At 65.4% G+C, this 24,985-nt stretch carries 22 protein-coding genes; 10 read left to right on the plus strand and 12 right to left on the minus strand.

Annotation, left to right across the window (positions count from 1 at the left end; all coding sequences use genetic code 11):
- The first annotated feature begins 38 nt into the window (after positions 1–38).
- From AAFG16_RS06830 to AAFG16_RS06840, 3 genes are all read left to right on the plus strand, one after another.
- Complete coding sequence (locus AAFG16_RS06830; RefSeq protein WP_342738229.1) at positions 39–1,004, plus strand: VOC family protein; 966 nt, start codon at positions 39–41, stop codon at positions 1,002–1,004.
- Between the two features lie 77 nt (positions 1,005–1,081).
- Positions 1,082–1,957 carry a dihydrodipicolinate synthase family protein gene (locus AAFG16_RS06835; RefSeq protein ID WP_342738231.1) on the plus strand — a complete coding sequence of 292 codons (876 nt, stop codon included), beginning with the start codon at positions 1,082–1,084 and terminating at the stop codon, positions 1,955–1,957.
- Between the two features lie 240 nt (positions 1,958–2,197).
- Entirely contained in the window at positions 2,198–4,528 is a 2,331-nt protein-coding gene (locus AAFG16_RS06840; protein ID WP_342738232.1) for a xanthine dehydrogenase family protein molybdopterin-binding subunit, read from the plus strand.
- Between the two features lie 225 nt (positions 4,529–4,753).
- Here the strand turns inward: AAFG16_RS06840 and AAFG16_RS06845 are convergent, their stop codons facing one another.
- The 3 genes from AAFG16_RS06845 to AAFG16_RS06855 are packed head-to-tail and all read right to left on the minus strand — an operon-like array spanning position 4,754 to position 7,964.
- Complete coding sequence (locus AAFG16_RS06845) at positions 4,754–5,950, minus strand: acyl-CoA dehydrogenase family protein (protein WP_342738234.1); 1,197 nt, start codon at positions 5,948–5,950, stop codon at positions 4,754–4,756.
- Between the two features lie 15 nt (positions 5,951–5,965).
- Positions 5,966–7,105, minus strand: a complete 1,140-nt coding sequence (locus AAFG16_RS06850) for an acyl-CoA dehydrogenase (protein ID WP_342738236.1) — start codon at positions 7,103–7,105, stop codon at positions 5,966–5,968.
- A gap of 4 nt (positions 7,106–7,109) precedes the next feature.
- Positions 7,110–7,964, minus strand: a complete 855-nt coding sequence (locus tag AAFG16_RS06855; RefSeq protein WP_342738238.1) for an enoyl-CoA hydratase — start codon at positions 7,962–7,964, stop codon at positions 7,110–7,112.
- Between the two features lie 169 nt (positions 7,965–8,133).
- Here AAFG16_RS06855 and AAFG16_RS06860 point away from each other — a divergent pair, with 169 nt between their 5' ends.
- The 3 genes from AAFG16_RS06860 to AAFG16_RS06870 all read left to right on the plus strand — a co-directional run bounded on the left by AAFG16_RS06860 (position 8,134) and on the right by AAFG16_RS06870 (position 10,296).
- Positions 8,134–8,742 carry a LemA family protein gene (locus AAFG16_RS06860; protein WP_283084122.1) on the plus strand — a complete coding sequence of 203 codons (609 nt, stop codon included), beginning with the start codon at positions 8,134–8,136 and terminating at the stop codon, positions 8,740–8,742.
- 165 nt (positions 8,743–8,907) lie between these two features.
- On the plus strand, positions 8,908–9,795 hold the full coding sequence (locus AAFG16_RS06865) for a YgcG family protein (RefSeq protein ID WP_342738240.1): 888 nt from the start codon (positions 8,908–8,910) through the stop codon (positions 9,793–9,795).
- 3 nt (positions 9,796–9,798) lie between these two features.
- The gene (locus tag AAFG16_RS06870) at positions 9,799–10,296 is read left to right on the plus strand and encodes a TPM domain-containing protein (protein WP_283084124.1); all 498 of its coding nucleotides are present in this window, start codon (positions 9,799–9,801) and stop codon (positions 10,294–10,296) included.
- 133 nt (positions 10,297–10,429) lie between these two features.
- Here the strand turns inward: AAFG16_RS06870 and AAFG16_RS06875 are convergent, their stop codons facing one another.
- Both AAFG16_RS06875 and AAFG16_RS06880 read right to left on the minus strand, forming a co-directional pair.
- Complete coding sequence (locus AAFG16_RS06875) at positions 10,430–11,242, minus strand: MBL fold metallo-hydrolase (RefSeq protein ID WP_342738243.1); 813 nt, start codon at positions 11,240–11,242, stop codon at positions 10,430–10,432.
- Positions 11,239–11,610 (minus strand): Crp/Fnr family transcriptional regulator, encoded by a 372-nt coding sequence (locus AAFG16_RS06880; RefSeq protein WP_283084126.1) that lies wholly within the window; start codon positions 11,608–11,610, stop codon positions 11,239–11,241. Before AAFG16_RS06880 ends, AAFG16_RS06875 begins: the two co-directional genes overlap by 4 nt.
- A gap of 291 nt (positions 11,611–11,901) precedes the next feature.
- On the opposite strand from AAFG16_RS06880, the gene AAFG16_RS06885 reads away from it, so the two are divergent.
- The 3 genes from AAFG16_RS06885 (at position 11,902) to AAFG16_RS06895 (ending at position 14,784) form a co-directional block, all read left to right on the plus strand.
- On the plus strand, positions 11,902–12,921 hold the full coding sequence (locus AAFG16_RS06885; RefSeq protein WP_342740860.1) for a hypothetical protein: 1,020 nt from the start codon (positions 11,902–11,904) through the stop codon (positions 12,919–12,921).
- A 93-nt stretch (positions 12,922–13,014) separates the two neighbouring features.
- Complete coding sequence (locus AAFG16_RS06890; protein WP_342738245.1) at positions 13,015–14,538, plus strand: hypothetical protein; 1,524 nt, start codon at positions 13,015–13,017, stop codon at positions 14,536–14,538.
- Positions 14,539–14,619: 81 nt separating this feature from the next.
- Positions 14,620–14,784 carry a hypothetical protein gene (locus AAFG16_RS06895; protein ID WP_283084128.1) on the plus strand — a complete coding sequence of 55 codons (165 nt, stop codon included), beginning with the start codon at positions 14,620–14,622 and terminating at the stop codon, positions 14,782–14,784.
- Between the two features lie 125 nt (positions 14,785–14,909).
- On the opposite strand, the gene AAFG16_RS06900 is transcribed toward AAFG16_RS06895, so the two are convergent.
- The 3 genes from AAFG16_RS06900 to putA form a co-directional block, all read right to left on the minus strand.
- Positions 14,910–15,557, minus strand: a complete 648-nt coding sequence (locus AAFG16_RS06900) for a glutathione S-transferase family protein (protein WP_342738247.1) — start codon at positions 15,555–15,557, stop codon at positions 14,910–14,912.
- Between the two features lie 151 nt (positions 15,558–15,708).
- Positions 15,709–16,914: a CoA transferase gene (locus AAFG16_RS06905; RefSeq protein ID WP_342738249.1), complete on the minus strand. Its 1,206-nt coding sequence runs from the start codon at positions 16,912–16,914 to the stop codon at positions 15,709–15,711.
- Between the two features lie 183 nt (positions 16,915–17,097).
- Entirely contained in the window at positions 17,098–20,097 is a 3,000-nt protein-coding gene (putA, locus tag AAFG16_RS06910; protein ID WP_342738251.1) for a bifunctional proline dehydrogenase/L-glutamate gamma-semialdehyde dehydrogenase PutA, read from the minus strand.
- A 114-nt stretch (positions 20,098–20,211) separates the two neighbouring features.
- Here putA and AAFG16_RS06915 point away from each other — a divergent pair, with 114 nt between their 5' ends.
- Positions 20,212–20,673: an Lrp/AsnC ligand binding domain-containing protein gene (locus AAFG16_RS06915; protein ID WP_283084132.1), complete on the plus strand. Its 462-nt coding sequence runs from the start codon at positions 20,212–20,214 to the stop codon at positions 20,671–20,673.
- Between the two features lie 171 nt (positions 20,674–20,844).
- On the opposite strand, the gene AAFG16_RS06920 is transcribed toward AAFG16_RS06915, so the two are convergent.
- The 4 genes from AAFG16_RS06920 to AAFG16_RS06935 form a co-directional block, all read right to left on the minus strand.
- Positions 20,845–21,045, minus strand: a complete 201-nt coding sequence (locus tag AAFG16_RS06920) for a cold-shock protein (protein ID WP_008563500.1) — start codon at positions 21,043–21,045, stop codon at positions 20,845–20,847.
- A 208-nt stretch (positions 21,046–21,253) separates the two neighbouring features.
- On the minus strand, positions 21,254–21,562 hold the full coding sequence (locus tag AAFG16_RS06925; RefSeq protein ID WP_283084133.1) for a cytochrome c: 309 nt from the start codon (positions 21,560–21,562) through the stop codon (positions 21,254–21,256).
- A gap of 12 nt (positions 21,563–21,574) precedes the next feature.
- Positions 21,575–22,774 carry a molybdopterin-dependent oxidoreductase gene (locus AAFG16_RS06930; protein WP_342738254.1) on the minus strand — a complete coding sequence of 400 codons (1,200 nt, stop codon included), beginning with the start codon at positions 22,772–22,774 and terminating at the stop codon, positions 21,575–21,577.
- Between the two features lie 374 nt (positions 22,775–23,148).
- On the minus strand, positions 23,149–24,876 hold the full coding sequence (locus tag AAFG16_RS06935; RefSeq protein ID WP_342738256.1) for an adenylate/guanylate cyclase domain-containing protein: 1,728 nt from the start codon (positions 24,874–24,876) through the stop codon (positions 23,149–23,151).
- Positions 24,877–24,985 lie beyond the last annotated feature (109 nt).

A 24,985-nucleotide genomic window follows, 5' to 3' on the forward strand; every position in this document is an offset into this window, starting at 1 on the left:
ACCGCCCGGCCTCGAGCCTTTTCCGCGAGCCCTGACTGATGACCATCGATCTCACCCGCCGCACCCTGCTTCAACTCGCCGGCGCCAGCTCGCTCGCGATGGCCGCCGCGGCGGCTGCGCGTGCCGAAGGCACGCCGCAAGGCGGAGGACCGACCTATGCCAGCCGCACGCCGATGCGGGTCGGCATGGTGACGCTGCGGGTGAAGAACCTGGACACGGTCGCGGATTATTACCGCGACGTGATCGGGCTCACCGTGATGGAGCGCTCCGCGACGGGTGCAAAGCTCGGCACGGCCGGCATCCCGCTGCTGGTGCTGGAGGCCCGTCCCGAGGCCGCGATTGAGTCGCGCAGCGCCGCCGGCCTCTACCACACCGCCTTCCTGATGCCGACGCGCAAGGATCTCGCACGCTGGCTGGTACACGCGGCCTCGCACCGCGTGAAGCTGTCAGGCTTTGCCGATCATCTCGTCAGCGAATCCGTCTATCTCGATGACCCCGAAGGCAACGGCATCGAGGTCTACGCCGACCGAGATCCTTCGCAATGGCAGTGGAGCGAGGGCAGCGTGAAGATGGCGACCGACGAGCTCAACATCCCCGACCTGTTGTCGCTGACCAACACGCGCGTGCCCGATTATGCCAAGGCGCCGGACGGACTGCGCATCGGTCACATGCATCTGCGGGTCGGCGATCTCGCGCAGGCGCAGAACTTTTACCATGGCACAATCGGCCTCGACCCGACCCGCAGCCGTAACGGCGCTGCGTTCCTTTCGTCGGGCCGCTATCACCATCATCTCGGCATGAACGTCTGGCAGAGCCAGGGCGCCGGCCAGCGCGACGAAACTACGACGGGCCTTGCCTGGTTCTCCCTGGTGATGGCGAAGCAGGAGCTGCTCGCCGCGCAGGAGGAGCGCCTGCGCAAGGGCGGTGCGAAGGTCACCGCGCTTGCGGAGGGCGTGGAAGCGATCGATCCCTGGGGCACGCGGGTGCGGCTGATCAAGGTTTGATCGCCGGCGCGGGCATTGGTAAGACCGGTCAGGCGCTAGCCAGCTTTCGTGGCCAGCTTTCCGGGGGCCCACCTGACATGACCGATTTCCACGGCGTCTTCCCCTATCTTGTCTCGCCCGTCGATGCGGATGGCGCGATCCGCACGCAGGTGCTCGCAAAGCTCTGCGACGATCTGATCGGCGCCGGCGTGCACGGGCTGACCCCCCTGGGGTCGACCGGCGAGTTCGCCTATCTCAATTCCGCGCAGCGGATGGCGGTCGTGCAGACCACGATCGAAGCCGCGAAGGGCCGCGTGCCGGTCGTGGCCGGCGTCGCCTCCACCTCGACGGCGGATGCGGTGGCGCAGGCGAGGGCGTACCAGAAGTGTGGTGCTAGCGGCATCCTGGCGATCCTGGAGGCGTACTTCCCGCTCGCCGATGCCCAGGTCGAATCCTATTTCCGCGCCATCGCGGACGCCGTGGACATTCCCGTCGTCATCTACACCAATCCGCAATTCCAGCGCTCCGATCTGACGCTCGACGTGATCGCGCGCCTCGCCGAGCATCCGCGCATCGGCTACATCAAGGACGCCTCGACCAATACCGGCCGGCTGCTCTCGATCATGAACCGCTGCGGCGATGGCTTGCGCGTGTTCTCGGCCTCCGCGCATATCCCCGCCGCGGTGATGCTGATCGGCGGGCTCGGCTGGATGGCGGGCCCGGCCTGCATCATCCCGCGCCAGAGCGTTGCGCTCTACGACCTCTGCAAGGCCGGCCGCTGGGACGAGGCCATGGCGCTCCAGCGCAGGCTGTGGCGCATCAACGAAGCCTTCGCCCGCTTCAACCTCGCCGCCTGCATCAAGGCCGGGCTTGCGATCCAGGGCTACGACGTCGGCGATCCCGTCCCGCCGCAGGCCCCGCTCACGGCGGATGCGCACAAGGTCGTGGAAGCGGCTTTGAGGGAGCTCGATTAGCGAGCCGTCATTCCCGACACGATCAGTGCCGTAGGGTGGGCAAAGCGTAGCGTGCCCACGATCTTCGCGTCCGTCGAGCGATGGTGGGCACGGCGCAAGCGCGCCTTTGCCCACCCTACGGAATCGCAGATTTACGGGACGGCATGCCGAAATCGCGGATATTCCGTCCAAAACCGCGGCTGGCCTCGCATGCCTCGATCCGCTAAAAGGCGCCCGCACTTTGAGGCTTAGAGGACCCCAATGAACATTCTTCCCGGCAATTTGCGTTTCGGAGCGGGCCAGCCCGTCAAGCGTTTGGAAGACCAGCGGCTGCTCACCGGGAAGGGGCAATTCATCGACGACAAGCCGGAAGACGGCGCGTTGTGGTTGCATGTGCTGCGCTCGCCGCATGCGCATGCGAAGATCGTCTCGATCGACACCAGCGCCGCGGCCGCGATGCCCGGCGTCACCGCGATCTACACCGGCGCAGATCTGATCAAGGACGATATCGGCGCCATCCCCACCTTGAGCATCTTCAAACGCCCCGACGGCAAGCCGATGACGGTGCCGCCGCGCCGCCTGCTCGCCCATGAGATCGTTCGTTACGCCGGCGAAGCGGTGGCGGCAGTCGTGGCTTCCTCTCGTGCTGAGGCGCAGAGCGCGGCCGAAGCGATCGTGATCGAATACGACGTGCAGCCTGCGGTGGTCGATCCGGTCGAGGCCGTAAAACCCGGCGCGCCCGCGGTGTGGCCGGAGGCGCCCGACAACATCGTCGGCGCAATGAGCTATGGTGACGCTGCCAAGGTGGACGAGGCCTTCGCCAAGGCCGCGCATACCGTCGAGCTCGACCTCGTCAGCCAGCGCCTCGTGCCCTCCGCGATGGAGCCGCGCTCGACCATTGCCGAGATCGACAAGAAGTCCGGCCGTCTCCTCCTGCACGTGCAGTCGCAGACGCCGGCCTCGACCCGCGACGTGCTGGCGGAAGCCGTGCTGAAACGCCCGAAGGACAGCGTGCGCGTGCTGGTCGGCGACATCGGCGGCGGCTTTGGCCAGAAGACCAACCTCTATCCCGAGGACGGCATCGTCGCCTATGCCGCGACCAAGCTGAACAAGAAGATCCGCTGGCGCGGCGACCGCACCGACGAGTTCGTCGGCGGCACCCACGGCCGCGATCTCACCTCGACGGCGTCCTTCGCGCTCGACGAGAAGGGCAAGGTGCTGGCCTATCGCGTCAAGTCGATCGGCTGCACCGGAGCGTACTCGTCGGGCGCTGCGAACATCATTCCGCTGGTGCTCGGGCCGTTCGTGCAGACCGGCGTCTACGATCTGCCGCTGGTGCATTTCGAAGTGCAGTCGGTGATGACCCACACCGCACCAGTCGGTGCCTATCGCGGCGCAGGCCGCCCCGAGGCGGTCTTCATCGTCGAGCGCCTCTTTGACGCCGCAGCCCGCAAGATCGGCATGGATCCGCGCGCGATCCGCAAGGCCAACTACATCAAGCCGGCGCAGCTGCCCTACACCAACGCCGCCGGCCAGGTTTACGATTCCGGTGCCTTCGCGCACATGCTCGACCGTGCCGTGAAGCTTGCGGACTGGGACGGCTTTGCCGCGCGCAAGAAGGCGGCGAAGAAGAAGGGCCTGCTCTACGGCCGCGGCCTCACCTCCTACATCGAATGGACCGGCGGCCGCGCCCACACCGAGAAGGTCAGCCTGCACGCGACCTCGCAGGGCCGCGTCGTGCTGCATTCCGGCACCATGGCGATGGGGCAGGGCTTGCAGACCACCTACACCCAGATGATCTCCGACACGCTCGGCATCTCCATGGACAAGATCGACGTCGTCCAGGGCGACACTGATCTTGCGATGGGCTTTGGCAGCGTCGGCTCGCGTTCGCTGTTCGTCGGCGGCACGGCCGTGGCGGTGTCCTCCAACGATCTGATCCGGAAGGCGCGCGAGAAGGCGGCGAACGTACTGGAGACCTCGGTCGAGGACATCGAGTATCAGGGCGGCGTGCTCACCGTGGTCGGCACCGACCGCCGCATCAGCCTGTTCGATCTTGCCGAAAAGGAAAGCGGCGCCAAACTCAGCGTGGATTCCGAGGGCGAGGTGGACGGTCCGAGCTGGCCGAACGGCACGCATATCTGCGAGGTCGAGATTGATCCGGAGACCGGCGTCTCCAAGGTCGTGCGCTACACCACCGTCGACGACGTCGGCATCGCCGTGAATCCGATGCTGGTCACCGGCCAGATCCATGGCGGCGTCGCGCAAGGCATCGGCCAGGCGCTGTATGAAGGCGTCTCCTACGATGCCGACGGCCAGCTCCTCACCGCGAGCTACCAGGACTATTGCATCCCGCGCGCCGACGACGTGCCGCCGATCGTGGTGACGCTGGATGATTCCGCACCCTGCCGCACCAATCCGCTCGGCGCAAAAGGCTGCGGCGAATCCGGCGCCATCGGCGGCCCGCCTTGCGTCACCAACGGCGTGATGGACGCGCTCGCCGAGCTCGGCATCACCCAGCTGAACACGCCGCTGACGCCGCAGAAGATCTGGCAGGCGATCCGGGACGCGAAGGTGGTGGCCAAAGCGTAGAGTTATTGCGCGCAAGCTGTAGCCGCATTCTCAACCGTCGTCCCGGACAAGCGCGCCACAGCGCGCGCCGATCCGGGACCCATAACCACAGGGAGTAGTTTGGCGCGAAGCTGGCAACTCCGAGTCCCCGTAACCACATCTGCCTGTGGTTATGGGTCCCGGATCTGCGCTTACGCTTGTCCGGGACGACAGCGGAGGGTGTCGCGCCAGTGGGGGCTACAACGCTCAAATCCCCAGCATCATCTTCGCAATAATATCGCGCTGGATCTCCGACGTGCCGCCGAAGATCGTGTAGGCCCGGCCGTTGAGATATTCCGGCACCACCGTCAGCATGTCCTCAGGCGTTGCCGGCTCGTGGTTCAGCCTGTAGAGCGGGCGCATCGGCTCGACGGCGAGGGCGTCGTGGCCGATCACGTCGGCGCCGAGGCGCGTCACGGCCTGGCGGATCTCGCTGTTGCGCAGCTTCAGGATCGACGACACCGCGCCGGGATTTTGCCCGGTCTGGAGCGCCGAGAGCACGCGCAGCTCGGTCATCTCGAGCGCGTCGATGTCAACCTCGACCTCGGAGATGCGCGTCGCGATGTCGGGGCTGTCGATCGCGCGCCCGGTCAGGTCGGACTCCGCGAGCTCCGCGATGGCCTTCAACCCTTCGCGCAGCTTCGCTGACGCGATGCCGGAGCCGCGCTCGAACTCCAGCAGATACTTGCCGTAGGTCCAGCCCTTGCCTTCCTCGCCGACGCGGTTGGCGACGGGCACGCGCACGTCGTCGAAAAACACCTGGTTGACCTCGTGGTCGCCGCCGATGGTGAGGATCGGCCGCGTGGTGATGCCCGGCGTCTTCATGTCGATCAGGATGAAGCTGATGCCGTCCTGCTGCCGCGGCCCGTCGCTGGTGCGCACCAGCGCGAACATGCGGTTGGCGTGGTGGGCGTGCGTGGTCCAGATCTTGGTGCCGTTGATGACGTAGTCGTCGCCGTCGCGCACCGCGCGCGTCTTCAGCGAGGACAAGTCGGAGCCGGAGCCCGGCTCTGAATAGCCCTGGCACCAATAGTCCTCGCCGGAGAGAATCCGCGGCAGGTAAAAATTCTTCTGCTCGGGCGAGCCGAAGCCGATGATGACGGGCCCTACCATCTTCACGCCCATCACGTTGACATTCGGCACGCCCGCGCGCGCGGACTCGGTTTCAAAGATCCAGCGCTGCGCCGGCGTCCAGTCGGGCCCGCCATATTCGACCGGCCAGCCCGGCGCGCCCCAGCCGCGGCTGTGCAGCGCGCGCTGCCAGGCCATGCCGATGTCAGGATCCGAGAACACCGACGGCGTCAGCGCGGTCGCGCGCTTCACCTCGTCGGTGAGGTTTTTGGCGATGAAGCCGCGCACCTCGTCCTGGAAGGCGCGCTCCTCGGCATTGAACGTGAGGTCCATCATGCGCTCCTGGGGTCAGGCCGTGCGGCCAAGCTGGGCGTGGCGGGCATAGTGGTGGGCGCTGCCGCCGAACAGCGTGTCGAAGGCGACCAGCCGCTTGAAATAGGCGCCGACCTCGAGCTCCTCGGTGACGCCCATGCCGCCATGGAGCTGGATCGACTGCTCGCCGACGAAGCGGGCGCATTTGCCGATTTTCGCTTTCGCGCCTGATGCCGCCCGAGCACGCTCGACCGGCGCGGCATCCGCCTTCAACGCAGCCCGCAGCGCCATCGAGCGCGCTTCGTCCACCTGCATCGCCATGTCGGCGAGGCGATGACGGATCACCTGATTGGCGGACAGCGGCCGGCCGAACTGTTTTCGAATTTTGGTGTAGTCCAGCGTGGTGTCGAGCAGCGTCTGCATGATGCCGACGGCTTCTGCGCCAAGCGCAGCCATGGCGCGGTCGACGGCCCATTCGATCGCGGGCAGTGTGTCGCTATCGTCACCTAGGAGAGCATCCTGCGGCAGCTCTACGCCTGATAGCTCGATGTTGCAGGCCCGTCCGCCGCCGAGACGTTGATAGTCACTCATGGCAACGCTCGGCGTTTTCGCCGGTACCAGGAACAGGCCGATGCGCCCCGACGGTCCCCGATGATCGTGGATATGCGCGGAGACGATGATCTCATCGGCAGCGTGGCCGTCGAGCACGCCGATCTTGCTGCCGGAGAGGCGCCAACCCTCCGCTGTCTTGTGAGCGACGGTTGCGACCTTGGCGAGATCGAACCGCGCCGCGCGCTCGGAATGCGCAAAGGCGAGTTTTAGCGATCCATCCGCAACCTTCGGCAGCAGCGCCTCCTTCTGCCCGGTGGTGCCGCACTTCTCGATCAGGGCCGCTCCAAGCACCACGGTCGCGATGTACGGCTCGGACACCAGCCCGCGGCCAAACGCTTCCATCAGAATCCCGATCTCGACCGGGCCGCCGCCGAGCCCGCCACACTCCTCAGGGATCGGCAGCGCCAACCAGCCGAGCTCGGCGAACTGCTTCCAGACATCGGGGCTGAAGCCAAGCGGATCGCTCGCCATCTTGCGGCGGTGATCGGCATCGTAGCTTTCGGCCACGAAGCGCTCCGCGCTCTCGCGCAGCAGCCGTTGCTCGTCACTGAGATTGAGGTCCATGTCGCTACTCCGCGGCCGCCGGCGGCTTGCGCACGGAGGGATGCAGGCCGGACGGATCGACGATCATGCCGAACTCCTGAAGGTTATGGGCGTGGCAGAGCTGATGCAGCGCAAAGGCCTGGTCGATCGCGGCAGGCTGGCCCATCACGTCGACCGAGCGGTTCACCGCCTCCTTGGTCAGCTTCAACGCAAAGGACGGCTTTGCTGCGATCCGGCGCGCCAGCTCCAGCACGCGTGCCGACAGCTCCGCACGCGGCACGACCTGGTTGACCATGCCGAGCTGATGCGCCTCTTGCGCGCTCCAGCTGTCGGCGGTGAACAGAAACTCCTTGGCCTTGCGCGGGCCGAGCTCCCAGGGATGCACGAACCACTCGACACCGCAGACGCCCATGGTGACGACGGGGTCGCAGAACTGCGCATCGTCGCTGGCGACGATGAGGTCGCAGGCCCAGGCCAGCATCAATCCGCCCGCGATGCACTTGCCATGCACCTCGGCAATGGTCGGTTTTGCCAGATTGCGCCAACGCCGCGTGATCTGGAGATATATTTCCTGCTCGCGTGCGAAGCGGCCATGCGCATTGGGTTCAGCAAATCCGCCCCAATTTCCTACCGGCGGAAAATCGACGCCTGCGGCATTCTTAGCCCCGGGGCGGAGGTCATGGCCCGAGGAGAAGTGCGGGCCATTGCCGGCGAGGATGATGACCTTGACCGCGTCGTCCTGCACCGCTTCGTCGAAGGCGGCGTTGAGGTCGTAGGTCATTTGCAGGTTCTGCGCGTTGCGCGCATCTGGCCGGTTCATCACGATCCGGGTGATCGCCGGCTCCGGCCGCTCCACGAGGATGGTCTCGAACGAGGACATCGCGTTCCCCCTGGCGTTTCCATTGTTGTTTTGCCGGAGTTGACTATGCCAGCCGGGGATAGGCAAGAGGCTTGCGTCTGTCGGCTGCCTTTAGTGTCGTCGCCAAGACGTCTGGCGTCTCGCGCATGCAATCTGGTAGTTTGCACCAGATTCCACCGGGAGAAATTTGATGCGCAAGATCCTCACCGTGCTGGCGGCGCTGGCCTCGCTCAGCCTCACCAATTGCGGCTACAACGCGATCCAGACCGAGGACGAGCAGATCAAGGCCAACTGGTCCGAGGTCGTGAACCAGTATCAGCGCCGCGCCGATCTCGTGCCCAACCTCGTCAACTCGGTGAAGGGCTTTGCGCAGCAAGAGAAGGACGTGCTGCTCGGCGTCACCAATGCCCGCGCCAAGGTCGGCAGCATCCAGGCAACGCCGGAAGTGCTGAACGATCCCGCCGCCTTCCAGAAATTCCAGGCCGCCCAGGGCGAGCTCTCCAGCGCGCTGTCTCGGCTCCTCGTGGTCACCGAGAACTATCCGCAGCTCAAATCGGATGCGCTGTTCAAGGATTTGATGTCGCAGCTCGAAGGCACCGAGAACCGCATCACGGTTGCCCGCAACCGCTACATCAAGGCGGTGCAGGACTATAACGTCACCATCCGCTCGTTCCCGAGCAACTTCACCGCCATGGCGTTCGGCTACAAGGAGAAGCCGAATTTCTCGGTCGAGAACGAGAAGGAGATATCGACCGCGCCGAAGGTGGATTTCAACGCCGCGCCTGCGCCGTCGAAGTAGCCGCGTTCGGCACAGATGCGCGCCCCACCCACCACTGTCATTCCCCGCGAAGGCGGGGAATCCAGTACGCCGCGGCTCCTCCGTATCCCACCGGCGTCTCTGGAATACTGGATCGCCCGGTCGAGCCGGGCGATGTCCGCGAGGGTGTGGCGGGCTCGTTCGGTCATGCTCTCTCGGATTGCCCTCGCCGTCGCGCTGGTCCTCACCTTTGCCGTCCCCGCCTTTGCCGACGTCGCCGTGCCCCAGCTCACCGGCCGCGTGGTCGACCAGACCGGCACGCTCTCCAGCAGCGACGTCGCCACGCTCACGCAGAAGCTGCGCGATTTCGAGACGCGCAAGGGCAGCCAGGTTGCCGTCCTGATCGTGCCGACGACGGAGCCGGAGACGATCGAGCAGTACTCGATCCGCGTCGCGGACGCCTGGAAGATCGGCCGCAAGAAGGTCGACGACGGCGCGATCCTGGTCGTCGCCAAGAACGACCGGCATTTGCGCATCGAGGTCGGCTACGGCCTCGAAGGCGCGCTCACCGACGTCACCTCGCGGCGGATCATCGACGAGATCATCACACCGAAATTCAGGACGGGTGATTTTGGCGGCGGTATCTCGGACGGCGTCGATCGCATGATCCGCGTCATCGACGGCGAGCCACTGCCGGTTCCTTCACCGAGCGTGAATTTTGGCAATCTGGACGACCTCGGACCGCTCTTCATCGTGACGCTGTTCGCCTCGATCGGGGTGGGCGGGTTCTTTCGCGCCATGCTGGGGCGGCTGGCCGGATCATTGGTGACCGGCGGCATCATCGCCGCGCTCGCCTGGTTCATTCTCGGCTCTTTCGCACTCGCCATGGTCCTCGGTGTCGTCGGCTTCATCATTGGGTTCATTGCCGACCTGTTCTCGGCGATGGCGCCAAGCACGAGGTCGTCGCGCGGCGGCTCCTGGTCGAGCGGCAGCTCGGGAGGCGGCTGGAGCAGCGGATCGTCGTCCAGCGACAGCGGCAGTTTCAGCGGAGGCGGTGGCAGCTTTGGCGGAGGCGGCGCCTCGGGGAGCTGGTAGGTCATGAGCATCAGGCGTATCACCAGGCATCTGCTCCAGCACCATTGGCGGGCGAAGCAGATATTTCCGCAAGCCGTGCTCGACCGCATCGAGCAGGCGATCAAGAGCAGCGAGACAACCCATTCCGGCCAGGTCCGCTTCGTGGTCGAAGGCGCACTCGACGGCCGACCGCTGTTCCGCAACCAGCCGGCGCGCGCGCGTGCGCTCGACGTGTTCTCGCATTTGCGGATCTGGGACACCGCGCACAACAACGGCGTCCTGATCTATCTGCTGCTCGCCGACCGCGATGTGGAGATCATCGCCGACCGCGGCATTGATGCGAAGGTGGGTGCCGAGGGCTGGGAGAGCATCTGCCGCGCGATGGAGGCCGAGTTCGCCGCGGGCCAGTTCGAGCGCGGCGTGATCGGCGGCATCGCCGCGGTGTCGCGGGAGCTGGCCAAGCACTTTCCGCCGGGCGGCCCGCATCCGAACGAACTGCCGGATGCGCCGGTGGTGATGTAGCCGGGGCGATAGTCCACCCCCCGTCATTGCGAGGAGTCCCTGCGACGAAGCAATCCAGACTGCCACCGCGGAGACATTCTGGATTGCTTCGCTGCGCTCGCAATGACGGGTTTGACAGAGGCGCTCGCAAGCCTCAATCATCCAGCTTGTTCAGGTCCCGCACCGACTGCATGATCGGCTCGAAGTTGGAGCGCGCGTCAAGCGCGTCGAACAATTGCGCGGTGTCTTCCAAGAGGCCATGCGAGCGTGCGATCGCAATGCGGACGTCCTCCTGCGGGGTGTCGGACAGCCGCCCATGTCCCGACAGCAGGATCTTCGAGTCCAGCCCCTTCAGCCGTTCCAGCGACTGGATGTAGTCGGCAATGCTGCCGGAGCCGAATACGCCGCCCATCACCCCACCCGGCATCAATGTGTCGGCGGCGAACAACAGGCCCTTGTCCTGGTCGTACAGCGTGATGCAGGCCGAGGTGTGGCCCGGCGTATGCATCACGTTGAGACGGAAATTGCCGAGGTCGATCAGATTGCCTTCCTCGAGCCAGATGTCGACATTGATCGGCACGTTCGGCTCGTTGAACATCTTGCGCAGCATCGAGAAGTCGTCGCGCAGCATGATCTTGTTGGCGGCGAGCCGGTGCGCGGCGATGAAGGTGCGACGCTCGTTGAAGTGCCAGGCGGCGCCGATATGGTCGAGATGCTCGTGGCTCAGCACCACCATGTCGATTGTCTCCGGCGGGCACTCGGCGAAGTTCAGGCACTCCACCATCGCCGGATAGTTTGAGGACAGCCCGACATCGATCAGAATGGTGCGCGCCGAGCCGCGCACGAGATAGGCATTGGCGGCGCGGTTGGCGAAGCGGATCTGGTAGACGTCGTCGGCGGCCTGGATCAGCGAGCAGGTGTCGTTCTTCATCAGGACCGGGAAGGGCGTCGGCTTGCGGTCGCTCATGATTGCGCCGCCCGGTAGGTGACCGCGTTGGAGGCGCGCAGGCGTTTCGAGAGCGCATCCATCACCATCAGCGCGAACGCCGGCTGCTGGCTGACGAGATAGACGAAGCGGGCGTGATTGATCCGCATCACCCTGGTGTTCGGCGCCGCCGCGATCGCGGTCGCCGAGCGTGCCGAGCCGTCGATCACGGCCATCTCGCCGAAGAACTCGCCCTTGCCGAGCTTGACTATGGTGGTCCTGCTCGCGCCGTTCACCTTGGCGATCTCGACCTCGCCGTCGAGGACGACGAACAGCTCGCGGCCGGTCGAACCCTCCTCGAAAATGACGTCATCGACACCAAACACGTTGATGCATTTCTCGATCGTCATGGCACCCCCTTGGCACCCCCAAACGCCTTCTGGCTGACGGGACCGCCCATGTTAGCCGGAGGCCGATGACGGGCAAGCAGCCCCTTCGGCTAAGGCGAGGGTACGCCGCACAGCAGCATCGGCTGACGATTTGTTGCACGCCGCCACGCCGGTTCCATTTTCCCGACCCAATTCGGCCCCCGATGAGTTCCTAAAATTTCGGTAAGCGGGTCCGGAGGTAAGGATTTCGCAAGCAATGAAAGTTACCAAAAGGTCAATCCAGACTGGAGTATTTGAGCCGTGAGCGAACCAATGCCCGAGCAGGCTGCCCAGGAGACCGGCGAACAGACGAGCGTCGTCGAAGCCGCCGCGACCGCGCCGCAGGCCGTCGAGGCTGCCGCCAGCATCGAGGCCCCCTCGATCGCCCCCGATCATGAGGCGCCGCCGAAGCCTGATCCGGTGAAAACAGATGCCCCCAGGATCGAACCGCCCCGGATCGAGGTGCCGAAGTTCGAAGCCAAGACCGAGACCAAGACCCAGACTAAGCCCGAAACCAAGCCCGAGCCAAAGCCCGGCAAGCTCATCGTCATGGCGCCCTCGGACCGGTCCTGGGAGCGCGAGGAGTTTGCCCCGCATGTGAAGCCGGACACCCCGCGCGCGACCAGCGACCAGCGGCGCCTGTCGGCGATGGCCGCGGTGGTCGCGATCGCCGCTTGCGTCGGTGCCATCAGCGGCGCGCTGGCGACCGCGGGCATGATGCATTTCGCAGCCCCGGCCCCGGCCCCCGCGCCGGCGCAGGTCGCGGACACCAGCGCGCTGGAATCCTCGGTCGCCAGGATCGATGCCGACCTCGTCGCCCTCAGGGCGAATGTCGAGCACACCTCCAAGACCGGCCTCAGCCAGTTCAACCGGGCCAATGACCGCCTCGACAAGCTCGAGAAGGCGCAGGCCGAGCCGATGGCCAAGATCGCAAAACTGTCGGAGACCATCGACAAGCTCCGCGCCACCCCGCCCGTCGCCCCCGCACAGGCTGCGGCAGCGCCCGCCAAGGAGACCACCGGCTCGATCGCTCCGACCCAGGTTGCGACCGCGGCCGCCACACCGGCTCCCGCGCCGGCCGCGCCCAAGACCGAGGTCGGCCGCTTGCCGACGCTCGAAGGCTGGAGGCTGCGCGACGTCGCCAATGGCGGCGCACTGATCGAGGGCCGCGACGGCCTATATGAGGTCTATGCCGGCGATCCCATTCCCGGGGTCGGCCGCGTCGATGCGATCCGTCGCCAGGACGGCCGCTGGGTGGTCGTCACCAGCAAGGGCCTGATCGTCGCGCGCTGAGTCGCTAATATCTTGTTTTTAAGGAGGCGCTTCACCACCGTGTGAAGCGCCTTTTTACTTGAATAGGCTGGCACACGCGGTGTTACTGGAGGCATGAGCCGCGCGTTGCGAATTCTGGTTGCTGTTGCCGCATTGGCCGGCGGCTCTGTTCCGCTTTTCGCGGCCGAGAGCGCGCTGATGCGCGGCACGGCGATCACCGATCCCGATCTGCTGAAGAAGCTCGACGTGCTGACGATCCCCCGGCTGCTCTGGCCGGAGCGGAACGCGAACGTTCCACTGACGACCGACCAGATGTTTTCGCAGCTGTCGCAGCTCAAGCAGATTCCGCCTGCGATCGACGCGGAGCTCGAGCGCTACGTCGCGCAGCAGAAGGCCGCCTGGCCGAGCGAGACCATCGGCGTCGGCGAAGGCTTTGACGTCCAGCTGTTCGACCGGGCCAATCTGAAATCGCCCGACACGCGTTTCGTGCTGGCCGGCATCGTCAACCGCATGGACCGCGCCTATGTCTCGGAAGAATCCTGCGGCGAGATCCGGCTGATCTATCGTCTCGCGCGTTTCGACAACAAGCCGGACGGCGGCAAGACCGCAACGCGCCTGCCGATGACGTTCAATCTGGTGATGAAGGCGAGGGACCCGCACCAGACGGATGCGAGCGGCAAGCCGCTCACCTGTGCCGAGGTCGCGCGGCGCTGGCTCGACAATGGCGACTGGCAGGGGCTGATCGGCGGCAGCGTTCATCCTTCGGACGTCACGCTCGACCGCATCGAGACCAATATCCAGGTCTCCGTCGCGCCGAAATCGGCGCTGCACGATTTCCGCTCCGACTATCTGCTCAAGGTGTTCAAGTACGACGCCGCGACGAAGACGTTCGAGGAATCGACGCTGGAGAACCAGATCGATCGCGACCGCATCCTCGCGGACGATGCGCTGCGGCGCGATTTCAAGGAATGGCTGCTCGCGCCGGATAATCTTCGCGCGTTCGATCGCGGCACCGTGCTGATCCCCGAGAAATTCCTGGCCAAGGCCGCGGTGGTGCCGACGCCCGCCGGGCTCGATGCCTCCGCGTTGCAGCCGGAATTCGGCATGATGGCAGGTGAGAGCAGGGACAATCCGGTCTTCACCGACAACGACGTGGTCGGCGCGCTGAAGCAGGCCGCCGCGCGCGGCGACATGCAGAACGTCCGCTCGGTCGCGGGCTTCCAGCGCCGCCTCAACGACGTTACCTGCGCCGGCTGCCACCAGACCCGCGGCATCGGCGGCTTTCATTTCCCGGGTGTCGACTGGCTCGCGGACAAGCCGTCCAACTCCACGATCGTGCCGGCCTCGCCGCATTTTGTCGGCGACCAGGTCCGCCGCCGCGACATCCTGACCGCCTTCGCCGCGGGCAATCGTCCTGATTTCTCACGCGGATTTGCCAGCCGGCCGCAGACCCGCGGCAGCCAAGAGCTTGCCGGCACCGAATATCAGGACGGCTGGGGCGCGCATTGTTCCCTGCAAAATGCGGGATCGGGAACGCGGGATGAGAGTTTTACGTCATGGAGCTGTGCTACAGGTTTGACCTGTCAGGCTGCCGCGGCCTCGCGCCGCATCGGCATGTGCTTCATCAAGACGCGTTAGCGCGTGATCCGAAAAAGTGCGTAGCGGTTTTTCGAAAAGATCACGCGCAAGATAAGGCCGGCAAGCGATTTTGGATGACCCATGACGGATACCAGCGACGCCGATAAGGAGCGCAATCGCGAGATCGCGCGCAATGAAGAGGCCAAACAGATCACCGGCAGCGTCCGCGTCAGCACCTGGGCGGTCGCGGTGGTGGTGATCGTCGGCGGCATCCTGTTCACGCTCGGCTGGCTGGCGCTGAGGTAAGCCGCGCTTTCTTTCGTCATGCCCGGGCTTGTCCCGGGCATCCACGTTCTCGTCTCCGCGCTCAAGATCGTGGATGGCCGGGACAAGCCGGCCATGACGGCGGTGAGGATTTAACGCAAGCAACCTCACTTCGCGTAATTCGTCATCCGTTTCCCCGGCAGCAGCTCATACGCCGATTTCCAGCCAGGCAGCGCCGCCATGCGACCGAGCCAGGCATGGATGGCGGGATGGCTCGCCGCGAAATCGAAACCGTGCTCGTCGCTGGGATAGTGCAGATACGCCATCATCGAGATGTCCGCGACCGTCGGCCTAGCGCCGATCGCGAAGGCGTTGTGCTGGAGATGGCCCTCGAGAATGCCGAGAAAGTCGTCGAGCCGCCGGCGGAAATGCTTCAGCACCTGCGGATCGTTTTTCTCGGTGAAGGCCCGCATGAAGCGATAGGTCGCCATGTAGCCGGTGAGCTTGTGGTTGTCCCAGAACAGCCAGCGCAGCAGCTCGAATTTTTCATCCTCGGTCTCGGCGCCGAAGCGGCCATATTGTTCGGCGAGCTTCAGCAGGAGCGGCGCGGTCTGCGTCATCTTCACGCCGTCGATCTCGAGCACGGGAATCTCGCCCATCTCGTTGACGGCCTTGCGCCATTCCGCCGTGCGCGTGACGCCGCCGCCGAAATCGGTCCATACCGGCTCGAACGTCTCGCCGCACAGCGTCAGCATCAGCGCCAGCTTGTAGCTGTTGCCGGACTCGGGGAAGTAGTGCAGGCGGTAGCTGGGCATGGGACCTCGCGCGGTGGGACGTCGGCGGTGAAGCTACATCGTCTCGCATCGTCATTGCGAGCGCAGCGAAGCAATCCAGCAATGCATCCGCCGAAAGACTCTGGATTGCTTCGCTGCGCTCGCAATGACGGAGTTTGCGGAGACGATGGGGCTAACCCACCGCCCCCGAACCCCTCAGCGCCTTGATCGCCTGCTCGTCGTATCCCGCCCCGCGCAAAATCTCGTCACTGTGCTCGCCGACCGCGGGCGGCTTGCGCGGCTGGACCTTCTTGGCGCCGTCGATCCAGATCGGGCTGGAGATGGTGAGCATGGTGTCGTTCTCGAACGGCACCAGCACCTCGTTGTCGAGCATCTGCTTGTCGGTGGGGATGTCGTCCAGAATGCCGACGATGCCGAACACGAGCCCGTTGCCGTCGAGAATTTTTCGCCATTCGGCGATATCCTTGGTGGCAAAGGTCTCGTCAAAAATCTTGATCAGCTCGACCGAGCGGACGTGGCGATCCGCCTTGGTGGCGAAACGCGGATCGGCGATGAGGTCTTCGCGTCCGAGGCACTTCGCCAGCGTCGGAAACTGCTTCTCCTCGCTCAGCAGCGACAGGATCAGCCAGCGGCCGTCCTTGCACTGGTAGTGATTGGCCACCGCGTTGAGCGCTCGCTCGCGTGGCCGTCGCTCGGCGAATTTGGCGCCGCTCAGCTTTGCCTGTGCCAGCACGCTCGCCGCCCAAATGCCGTTTGCCATCAGATTGGAGGCGACATGCGAGCCCTTGCCGGTCTTCTCGCGCTGATAGAGCGCCGTGACGATCGCGCTGTAGAGCGCCATGGCGCAGGGGTGGTCGCCCATGCCGGCGACCGAGCGGGCCGGAGTGGTGTTGGTGTCGGCGCGGACGAGGTCCATCAGACCGGAGCGTGCCCAATAGGCGTTGCTGTCGAAGCCGGGCTTGTTGGCCTCTTCGCCCTTCTCGCCATAGCCGGTGAACGAGGCGTAGATCAGCCGGTCGTTGAGATGGGCGAGGTGGTCATAGGTGATGCCGAGCTTGGTGCGCACAGGCGGCGGCATGTTGGTGATGAAGACGTCGGCCTCTTCCACCAGCTTGTAGAGCACGGCCTGCGCCTCGGGCTTGGCGAGGTCGAGCGCGATGCTCTTCTTGTTGCGAGCCTCCAGCAGCCAGGCGTAATTGTGCTCGCTGCTCGGATAGCCGGGAATGTTGGGCAGATTGCGATAGGGGTCGCCGGCGCCGGGCGGCTCGATCTTGATGACATCGGCGCCGAAATCCGACAGCACGGTCGCGGCCGCGGGCGCTGCGATGAAGCTCGCGCAGTCCAGAACCTTCAGGCCTGCAAAAATGCCCTTTTCCATCGCGGCGTAGCTCCCTCGCTCTTGTGTTTCCCGTGCGCTGGAATTGGCGCAGGCCAAGTCATGCCAGCATTAGACCGATGTTTCGACGGGATGCAACGGCGCTAGGCGCAGGGCTTGCTTTGTCCAGAGGATGACGGAACTGCTATCGTGCGCTGATGCGGGCCGCGAATTCAGAAGCGGCGCTCACTCCTCTCCCGCCAGCAGTGCCGCATTGCCACCCGCGGCCGCGGTGTTGATCGTCACGGTCTGCTCGGTCGCAAAGCGCGCGAGGTAGTGCGGGCCGCCGGCCTTGGGGCCGGTTCCGGACAGGCCATTGCCGCCGAACGGCTGCACGCCGACCACGGCGCCGATCATGTTGCGGTTGACATAGATGTTGCCGACCTGGACGCGGTCGATGATCGCCTCGATGGTGTCGTCGATGCGCGAATGAACGCCGAGCGTCAGCCCGTAACCGGTGTGCGCGATCGCCTGCAGCACGTGCTCGAGGTTTTCCGCGCGGTAGCGCACGACGTGGAGGATCGGGCCGAACACCTCCTCCTTGAGCTGGCCGGCGTCCTTGAGCTCGAAGATGTGCGGCGCGACGAAGCAGCCTTCGGGCGCCTTGCCGGCAAAGTGCAGCTTCGCCTCGCGCGTCATCCGCACGATATGCGCATCGAGCCGCTGCTTGGCCTCCTGGTCGATCACCGGGCCGACATGGGTTGCGACCTCCGCGGGATCACCGATCTTCAGCTCGCGCGCCGCGCCCGCGATCATCTCGATCATGCGGTCGGCGACGTCCTCCTGCACGAACAAGAGCCGCAGCGCCGAGCAGCGCTGGCCGGCGGAACGGAACGCGGAGGTGACGACGTCGTCGGCCACCTGCTCGGGCAGCGCGGTCGCATCGGCGATCATCGCGTTGATGCCGCCGGTCTCCGCGATCAGCGGCACGATCGGCCCGTCCTTGGCGGCGAGTGTGCGGTTGATCAGGCGCGCGACCTCGGTCGAGCCGGTGAAGACGATGCCCGCGATATCCTGATGCGCGGTGAGCACTGCCCCGATGCGGCCGTCGCCGGTGACGAGATGCAGTGCGCCCTTGGGAATACCGGCCTCGTGCAGCAGGGCGACCGCCTTGCGCGCGATGCGTGGCGTCTGCTCGGCGGGCTTTGCCACGACGCAGTTGCCGGCCATCAGCGCCGCGGTGATCTGGCCGAGGAAGATCGCCAGCGGGAAATTCCACGGCGAGATCGCGACGAAGACGCCGCGGCCGCGCATCGCGAGCGCATTGCTCTCGCCGGTCGGGCCCGGCATCGCGGCATCGGCGCCGAACTGCTTGCGGCCCTGCGCGGCATAGTAACGGCAGAAATCGGCGGCTTCGCGCAGCTCTGACAGTGCATCGTCGAGCGTCTTGCCGCCCTCGCGCTGCAACAGCGCGATGAAATGCGCGCCGCGGCTCTCCAGGAGATGCGCGGCCTGCTCCAGCGCCGCCGCGCGCACCGCCGCCGGCGTTCTGCTCCAGGCGGCGAAGCCGGCGCGTGCCGCTGCCACCGCCGCATTGGCCTGATCAGGCGTTGCATCGGCAATCGGCTTGAGATCCGTCGCCTCAGCCCTGACGGCCGTCAGCAACTGATCGAGCGCGGCATGCTCACCGAACTCGACGCCGCGTGAATTGCGCCGTTCCGGCGCGAACAGATCGCCCGGCAACGGAATTTTTGGATGCGCCGCCGCCTGCGGCCGGACGATGGCATCCGCCGGTCGCTGCAACAGCGCCGGGACCGGCACGCGATAATCGGCGGCCTGCGCGACGAAGGAGGAGTTGGCGCCGTTCTCCAAGAGCCGCCGCACCAGATAGGCGAGCAGGTCGCGATGGCTGCCGACCGGCGCGTAGGTGCGGTAGGCGATATCAGGGTGATCCTTGGCGAGCTGCTCGTAGAGCGCTTCGCCCATGCCGTGCAGGCGCTGGAATTCGAAGCCGCCGCTGCCATGCGCAAGCTCCAGCACGGTCGCGACCGTCAGCGCGTTGTGGGTGGCGAATTGCGGGAAGATGCGCGGCCGCAACGCCAGCATCTTGGCGGCACAGGCGACGTAGTTCAGATCCGTCATCGCCTTGCGTGTGAACACGGGATAGCCGTCGAGCCCGCGCTCCTGCGCGCGCTTGATCTCGGTGTCCCAATAGGCGCCCTTGACGAGGCGCACCATCAGCTTGCGGTCATGCGCGCGGGCCAGCGCATCGACATAGTCGATCACGGCGCTGGCGCGCTTCTGATAGGCCTGGATCGCGAGGCCAAAGCCGTCCCAGCCGGCGAGTGATGGGTCGGCGAGCGTCGCCGCGATCACGTCGAGCGACAGCTCCAGACGGTCGGCTTCCTCGGCATCGACGGTGAAGTTGAGGTCATACGCCCTGGCGCGTTGCGCGAGATCCAGCAGCAGCGGCACCAGCTCGGCCATGACGCGGTCACGGCTGATCGCCTCGAAGCGCGGATGCAACGCCGAGAGTTTTACCGAGATGCCGGGCCGGTCGGGCAGGGGATGGGGACCCGCGGCCTTGCCGATGGTTTCGATCGCACTGGCATAAGCATCGAAATAGCGTTTCGCATCCGCCGCGGTGCGGGCGCCTTCGCCGAGCATGTCGAAGGAATAGCGCGGCTTCTGGCCGGAGCGCGGCTTGCCCCGCTCCAGCGCCTGCTCGATGGTTTCACCGAGCACGAAATGATTGCCCATCAGCCGCATCGCCTGGCGCGTCGCGGTGCGCACCGCCGGCGCGCCCAGCCGCTTCACCAGCCGGCCGATGGTGCCGTCGGGCGTCTCGCCGGGCTGGATCACCCGCGCGGAGAGGCCGAGCGCCCAGGCCGAGGCATTGACGAGGAACGCGGTGGACTTGGTCTCGTGATGGATGAAGTCGCCCTCGCCGAGCTTGTCCTCGATGAATTGGTCGGCGGTGCGGGCATCAGGCACGCGCAGCAGTGCTTCGGCCAGCACCATCAGCGCCAGCCCTTCCTTGGTCGAGAGCGCGAACTCCCGCAGCATGTCCTCGACCCCGCCGAGCCGGTCGTCGCGCTTGCGGATCGCCTCGATCAGCCGCGTCGCGGTGCGGTCGATCCGCGCCTCCTGCGGCGGGCTCAGATGCGAGGCGGGCAGGAGCTTTGCTGCGATCTCGGCATCATCGGGGGCGTAAGGCGCGGTGAAGAGCGGTGGAATGTTGGGCATGGCGTGTCCTGTGGCTCAAATCCAGGATAAGGCCGGCATGACCGCAGTTCGATAGACAAGATAGCCATTTTGCCTTAGAAAATGAAGGCAAATGGTGATGTGGCCGCGGAAAATATGGAACTCGATCGAATCGACCGCAAAATTCTCTCAGTCCTGCAGCAGGATGGGCGAATCGCCAATGTCGAGCTGGCCGAGCGCATCGGCCTGTCGCCGACCTCGATCGGCGAGCGGCTGAAGCGGTTGCAGCGCGAGGGCTTTGTCGAGGGCTATGGCGCGCGCCTCAATCCGCACCGGCTGGGCCTTGGCCTGCTGGTGTTCGTCGAGGTGCTGCTCGACAAGACCACGCCGGACAATTTCGAGCGCTTCGCGCGCGCGGTGAAACTCGCGCCCGAGGTGCTGGAGTGTCACATGGTTGCAGGCGGCTTCGACTATCTAGTGAAGGCGCGGCTTGCGGACATGACCGCCTATCGACGCTTCCTCGGCGAGACCCTGCTGTCGATGCCGGGCGTGCGCGAGACGCGAACCTATGCGGTGATGGAGGAGATCAAGCGCGACGCACCGTTGCCGGTGGAGTAACGAAATGCGGTCGCGATTGTCATTGCTGTGGCGTTGAGGATGCGGTTTTCGCGGGAAAAATAGCTCTCCGTGTGCAGTCGCAACGCCTGTCGTCGAATGCACTGGCCGTCTTCTGAAATTTTTTTGGCCCCGCTCCCGGACTGATCCGGGAGGCAGCGAAGGCTGGCGGGCTTATACTTTGAGGTTCTCTGCGGAGGTCTTGCCCCGGTTTGCGATCTCTTCGTATTCAACCGTCTGTCCCTCGTTCAGGGTGGACAGGCCGGCTTTCTGCACTGCCGAGATATGCACGAACACATCTTTGCCCCCCGACGCAGGCTGGATAAATCCATAACCCTTCGTCGGGTTGAACCACTTGACCGTACCTTTAGCCATCACGACTTCTCCGCGGGTCTTCCTCCGAGATTGCGAACCGCCAGTCCCCGCCAACCGGCCGGTTCGGTCCTAACAGGATACGCGGATTGTGGCGGGCTTGGTAGCTCAAACCACAACCGCATTTCGCCGAATTCCGCTCAACTTCGCGGCGTTTTTGCCGGTTTTGCCCGTTTGGCGGTCAAATGGCCGGGAGCGCCCCTGCCGTCCATCAATAAGTCGCGGCCAGGTAATCGACGATCTTGCCGACATCGGCATCGTCGATCGGTGCGCCATAGACCTTGATCATCTTGGTGACCTCGGCCTGCCAGAAGCCCTTCTTGTCCTTCATCGGCGGCTGCGTGGCGACATAGTCGGACGAGTGGCAGGCGGTGCAATTGCCCTGCACGACCTCGAGATTGGGCCCGGGCTTGAACGCGGCGACCTCATCGGGGGTCTTGTAATTGATGGGCGCTGCAAGCGCCGAGCCCAGCAATGCGACGAAGACAAGCGAGGCGGCGAGGAGAACGGTGCGCTGCATGATCATTCTCCCTCAGGCCACGGTGACGCGCGTGGTTTCGACGACGTTGCGCAAGTATCCCGCGGGGTTCCAGCGCGGCGTATCCGGCTGGGTCTCGCCGCCATTGCCGGTGGCGCGCACGTTGAGCTCGACCTGGCCGGCCGCAAGCTTCACCGGCAGCTTCCATTCGCGGAACGCGTATTTGCCGAGATCCTTGCCGAGCTTGGCGGGCACCCAGGTCTTGCCGCCGTCGGTGGAGACCTGGACCTCCTTGATGCCCTTGCCGCCGTCGAAGGCGATGCCGCGCAGCGTCGTGCGTCCCGCCTTCAGCTTGGCGCCGTCGGTGACGCTGGTGATGAAGGAGCGGATGGTGAAGCGGTTGATCGGGATCGTCGCCTTCGGCGCGGTGCCCGGCTCGACCGCATTGTTCGGCGTATCGGGAATGCGATAGGCCGACTTCATCCAGAAGCCGTCATAGACGTTGTCGATGACGGTGATCTCGTTGAGGTGCTTGACCCAGTAGGTGCCGTAATAGCCGGGCACGACCAGGCGCAGCGGGAAGCCGTTGAGGAACGGCAAATCCTCGCCGTTCATGCCGTAGGCCAGCATCACTTCACCGTCGCTGGCGTGATCGATGTCCAGCGCCTTGATGAAATCGGGCGTCTTGTCGCTGGCCGGGCCGTCCATGCCGTTGAAGGTGACCTGTTTGGCGCCGGCCTGCACGCCGGCCATCTCGAGCACGGCCTTCAGCGGCACGCCGCGCCAGCGCGCGCAGCCCATCGCGCCGTTGGCAAGCTGGCCGCCGGCAACGCGCGGCTCGGAGAAGCCGCGGCTGTTGCCCGAGCACTGGTTGACGGCGATGATCTCGGTCGCCTTCATCTTCCTGATGTCCTGGAGCGACAGCTTGAGCGGCTTGTCGACCTTGCCCTTGACCTCGAGGGTGAACTTGTCGGGGTCGAGATTGTAGGGCAGGTCGGAGAGATGATAGCGCACGAAGAACGCGTTGTTCGGCGTGATCGGGCCGTCGTTGAAGACCGCGAACGGCGTCTCGAGCTGCGGCGGCCGGCTGGTCAGCCCGATCATCGGCCGCTTCTGCGGATACTTCACCAGCGGCCGCTCGCCATTGGCGAAGGGCAGCGCGACGGTGTCGAGGGCCAGCGCTTTGGTGGAATTCAGTGTGGCCGCCATGGCGGCAAGTCCCGCTCCTTTGAGCAGGTCGCGTCGATCGAACATGTCGTCTCCTCCCGGAGCTTTCGTTGGACCAGCGGTCATCACCGCGATCCCGTGCTCATCTGTCGCAACGACTCGGGCGAAGTCAATTCGTGCTTTCGCAGCAAGCCCATGCCGCTGCGTTGCAGCAAGCCGGTGTTACGTTTGTAACGAGATTGATCCGAACTGTAGCGGCGAACGATGGTGCACCTCTCCCGCTTGCGGGAGAGGTCGCGCTCCGGGCGATGCGAAGCATCGTCCCGCGCGCGGGTGAGGGCTTTCTCCTCTAGGGGATAGGGCTTTCTCCTCTAGGGGATTGTCCCGTTGGGGAGAGACCCTCTCCCCAACCCTCTCCCGCAAGCGGGGGAGGGAGCGCACTTCCGGTGTGCTTAGGCGTCTTACGCCGCCACGCGCTCGCCGCGGTCGACCAGCGCCGCAAGCTCTCTCGCATCGGCGACCACGCGCACGGCCATCGGCTCGTCGCGGCCGCGGATCGCGACTTCCTGCTGCGGCAGCGAATCGTCGCCAAGGCCGGCGGTGCGGCGGACTTCCTCCGAGACGATGGCCTCGCAGGCCAGCGTCTTGGTCATGTCCTGGAGGCGGGCGGCGACGTTGACGGCGTCGCCGAGCGCTGTGAACACGATGTGATCGCGATAGCCGATATCGCCGATGATGACTTCGCCGCCATGGATGCCGATGCCGAAGCCGATCGGCTGGCGCAAATCATGGCTGAGGAGCTCGTTGAGCTCGTCGATATTGGCGGCGATGCTGCTGGCCGCCTTCAGCGCCTGCCGGCAGGCGTGTTGCGGATCGGCCGACAGCCCGAACAGCGCCAGCATGCCGTCGCCGACGAACTGGTTCGGCTGGCCGCCATGCTCGATCACGGCCTGCGAGACCGCGCCGAGGAAGCGGTTGACGATGAAGACGGTGTCGAACGGCAGCCGCTTCTCGGCAAGCTGCGTCGAGCCGCGCATGTCCACGAACAGGCTGACGAGATAACGCTCCTGGCCGATCCGGGCCGGCGTCGAGGCGTGCGCGCCCGCCGACAGCGTGTGCGGTGTGAAGAGCTGGAAGAAGGAGAGGTCACACTCCGGCCGCAGCTGGCAGGCAAGCCGGATCGAGGGATCGGCGGTGCCGACGCGGGCGAGCACGAACGCTTCGCGCTGCGACGGCTCGGGCAGGGCGGCATGGTCGCCGATGATGCGGATGCGGCAGGTCGAGCAGCGGGCGCGGCCGCCGCAGACGCTGGCATGCGGCACGTTGTGGCGCAGGCTCGCCTCCAGCACCGACAGGCCCTTGGGCACCCGCACCGTCTTGCCGTTGCCGTAGGACAGCGCGATCATGCCGCCGCGCCGCTCGCGCAAGGCGCGCACGCCGCGCGCCGCCAGCACCAGTCCGAGCAGGCCGACATAGCCGATGGTGAGGGTGTTGGTGATGCGGTCCAGCGTTGCGGCCTCGGCCGTCGAGCCGAGCTGGCGGCGGGTCAGATTGTGCGTGCGCCATTCGCCGTCGTCGGCATCGAACATCACGCTACGGCCGCCCTGGTAGACGCCGAGCAGCGACAGCGTCGGGATCAGCACGGCGGCCGCGAGCAGATAGGGCGCCGCGCGCATGAAGAACGGCTTCAGACGAAGCCAGAAATAGATGCCGATGCAGCCGTGGATCCAGGCGATGGTGAGCAGGGTCGTCATGGTCCAGATGCGGTTCGAGCTGAAGAACAGATAGAGCTCCTGCGGATAGAGCTTCTGGTGCCCGTACAGCGTCTGGCCGAGCCGCACGCCGATCACATGCGCCATGACCAGCGCGGGGATGCTCAGTCCCAGCACAAGCTGGAGCGGCTCGATGGTCTTCCAGCGGAACTGCCGGCGCTGATACAGCGCGTAGACGCCGAGCCCCATATGGGTCAGGGCCGCGCCGTAGAACACGATCGCGACAGGCAGGAATTGCCAGAACGCCGTGTGATAGTAGACGGCGATCTGCATGGCATCGACCGAGATGTTGCCGAGCGCATGGTTGAGGAAATGGCTGACCACGTAGGCGAACAGGATGATGCCGCAGACCAGCCGCACCTGCCGCACGCCGGTCGCGCGGACGAGTTCGGGCATGTGGACGGGAGCGGTGGCCATGATTCGCTTGTATCAGTTCATCAATGAGAACAGCCAGCCTAGCTTTTAATTCCCGGAGTGGACAGCTGGCCCGATCACATGCGCGATATTTGCCAAATAAGCTGCTGTC

It is taken from the genome of Bradyrhizobium sp. B117, assembly GCF_038969555.1.
In the GTDB taxonomy this organism is placed as follows: Bacteria; Pseudomonadota; Alphaproteobacteria; order Rhizobiales; family Xanthobacteraceae; genus Bradyrhizobium.

What these genes read in the sequence shown, in the direction of transcription:
- putA (WP_342738251.1), bottom strand. Translation starts at nt 20,097, where the DNA reads ATGCCCAACATTCCACCGCTCTTCACCGCGCCTTACGCCCCCGATGAT.
- AAFG16_RS06865 (WP_342738240.1), top strand. Translation starts at nt 8,908, where the DNA reads ATGCTCTCTCGGATTGCCCTCGCCGTCGCGCTGGTCCTCACCTTTGCC.
- AAFG16_RS06890 (WP_342738245.1), top strand. Translation starts at nt 13,015, where the DNA reads ATGAGCCGCGCGTTGCGAATTCTGGTTGCTGTTGCCGCATTGGCCGGC.
- AAFG16_RS06920 (WP_008563500.1), bottom strand. Translation starts at nt 21,045, where the DNA reads ATGGCTAAAGGTACGGTCAAGTGGTTCAACCCGACGAAGGGTTATGGA.
- AAFG16_RS06870 (WP_283084124.1), top strand. Translation starts at nt 9,799, where the DNA reads ATGAGCATCAGGCGTATCACCAGGCATCTGCTCCAGCACCATTGGCGG.
- AAFG16_RS06875 (WP_342738243.1), bottom strand. Translation starts at nt 11,242, where the DNA reads ATGAGCGACCGCAAGCCGACGCCCTTCCCGGTCCTGATGAAGAACGAC.
- AAFG16_RS06905 (WP_342738249.1), bottom strand. Translation starts at nt 16,914, where the DNA reads ATGGAAAAGGGCATTTTTGCAGGCCTGAAGGTTCTGGACTGCGCGAGC.
- AAFG16_RS06860 (WP_283084122.1), top strand. Translation starts at nt 8,134, where the DNA reads ATGCGCAAGATCCTCACCGTGCTGGCGGCGCTGGCCTCGCTCAGCCTC.
- AAFG16_RS06845 (WP_342738234.1), bottom strand. Translation starts at nt 5,950, where the DNA reads ATGGACCTCACGTTCAATGCCGAGGAGCGCGCCTTCCAGGACGAGGTG.
- AAFG16_RS06915 (WP_283084132.1), top strand. Translation starts at nt 20,212, where the DNA reads ATGGAACTCGATCGAATCGACCGCAAAATTCTCTCAGTCCTGCAGCAG.
- AAFG16_RS06930 (WP_342738254.1), bottom strand. Translation starts at nt 22,774, where the DNA reads ATGTTCGATCGACGCGACCTGCTCAAAGGAGCGGGACTTGCCGCCATG.
- AAFG16_RS06925 (WP_283084133.1), bottom strand. Translation starts at nt 21,562, where the DNA reads ATGCAGCGCACCGTTCTCCTCGCCGCCTCGCTTGTCTTCGTCGCATTG.
- AAFG16_RS06830 (WP_342738229.1), top strand. Translation starts at nt 39, where the DNA reads ATGACCATCGATCTCACCCGCCGCACCCTGCTTCAACTCGCCGGCGCC.
- AAFG16_RS06880 (WP_283084126.1), bottom strand. Translation starts at nt 11,610, where the DNA reads ATGACGATCGAGAAATGCATCAACGTGTTTGGTGTCGATGACGTCATT.
- AAFG16_RS06895 (WP_283084128.1), top strand. Translation starts at nt 14,620, where the DNA reads ATGACGGATACCAGCGACGCCGATAAGGAGCGCAATCGCGAGATCGCG.
- AAFG16_RS06885 (WP_342740860.1), top strand. Translation starts at nt 11,902, where the DNA reads ATGCCCGAGCAGGCTGCCCAGGAGACCGGCGAACAGACGAGCGTCGTC.
- AAFG16_RS06900 (WP_342738247.1), bottom strand. Translation starts at nt 15,557, where the DNA reads ATGCCCAGCTACCGCCTGCACTACTTCCCCGAGTCCGGCAACAGCTAC.
- AAFG16_RS06850 (WP_342738236.1), bottom strand. Translation starts at nt 7,105, where the DNA reads ATGGACCTCAATCTCAGTGACGAGCAACGGCTGCTGCGCGAGAGCGCG.
- AAFG16_RS06835 (WP_342738231.1), top strand. Translation starts at nt 1,082, where the DNA reads ATGACCGATTTCCACGGCGTCTTCCCCTATCTTGTCTCGCCCGTCGAT.
- AAFG16_RS06855 (WP_342738238.1), bottom strand. Translation starts at nt 7,964, where the DNA reads ATGTCCTCGTTCGAGACCATCCTCGTGGAGCGGCCGGAGCCGGCGATC.
- AAFG16_RS06935 (WP_342738256.1), bottom strand. Translation starts at nt 24,876, where the DNA reads ATGGCCACCGCTCCCGTCCACATGCCCGAACTCGTCCGCGCGACCGGC.
- AAFG16_RS06840 (WP_342738232.1), top strand. Translation starts at nt 2,198, where the DNA reads ATGAACATTCTTCCCGGCAATTTGCGTTTCGGAGCGGGCCAGCCCGTC.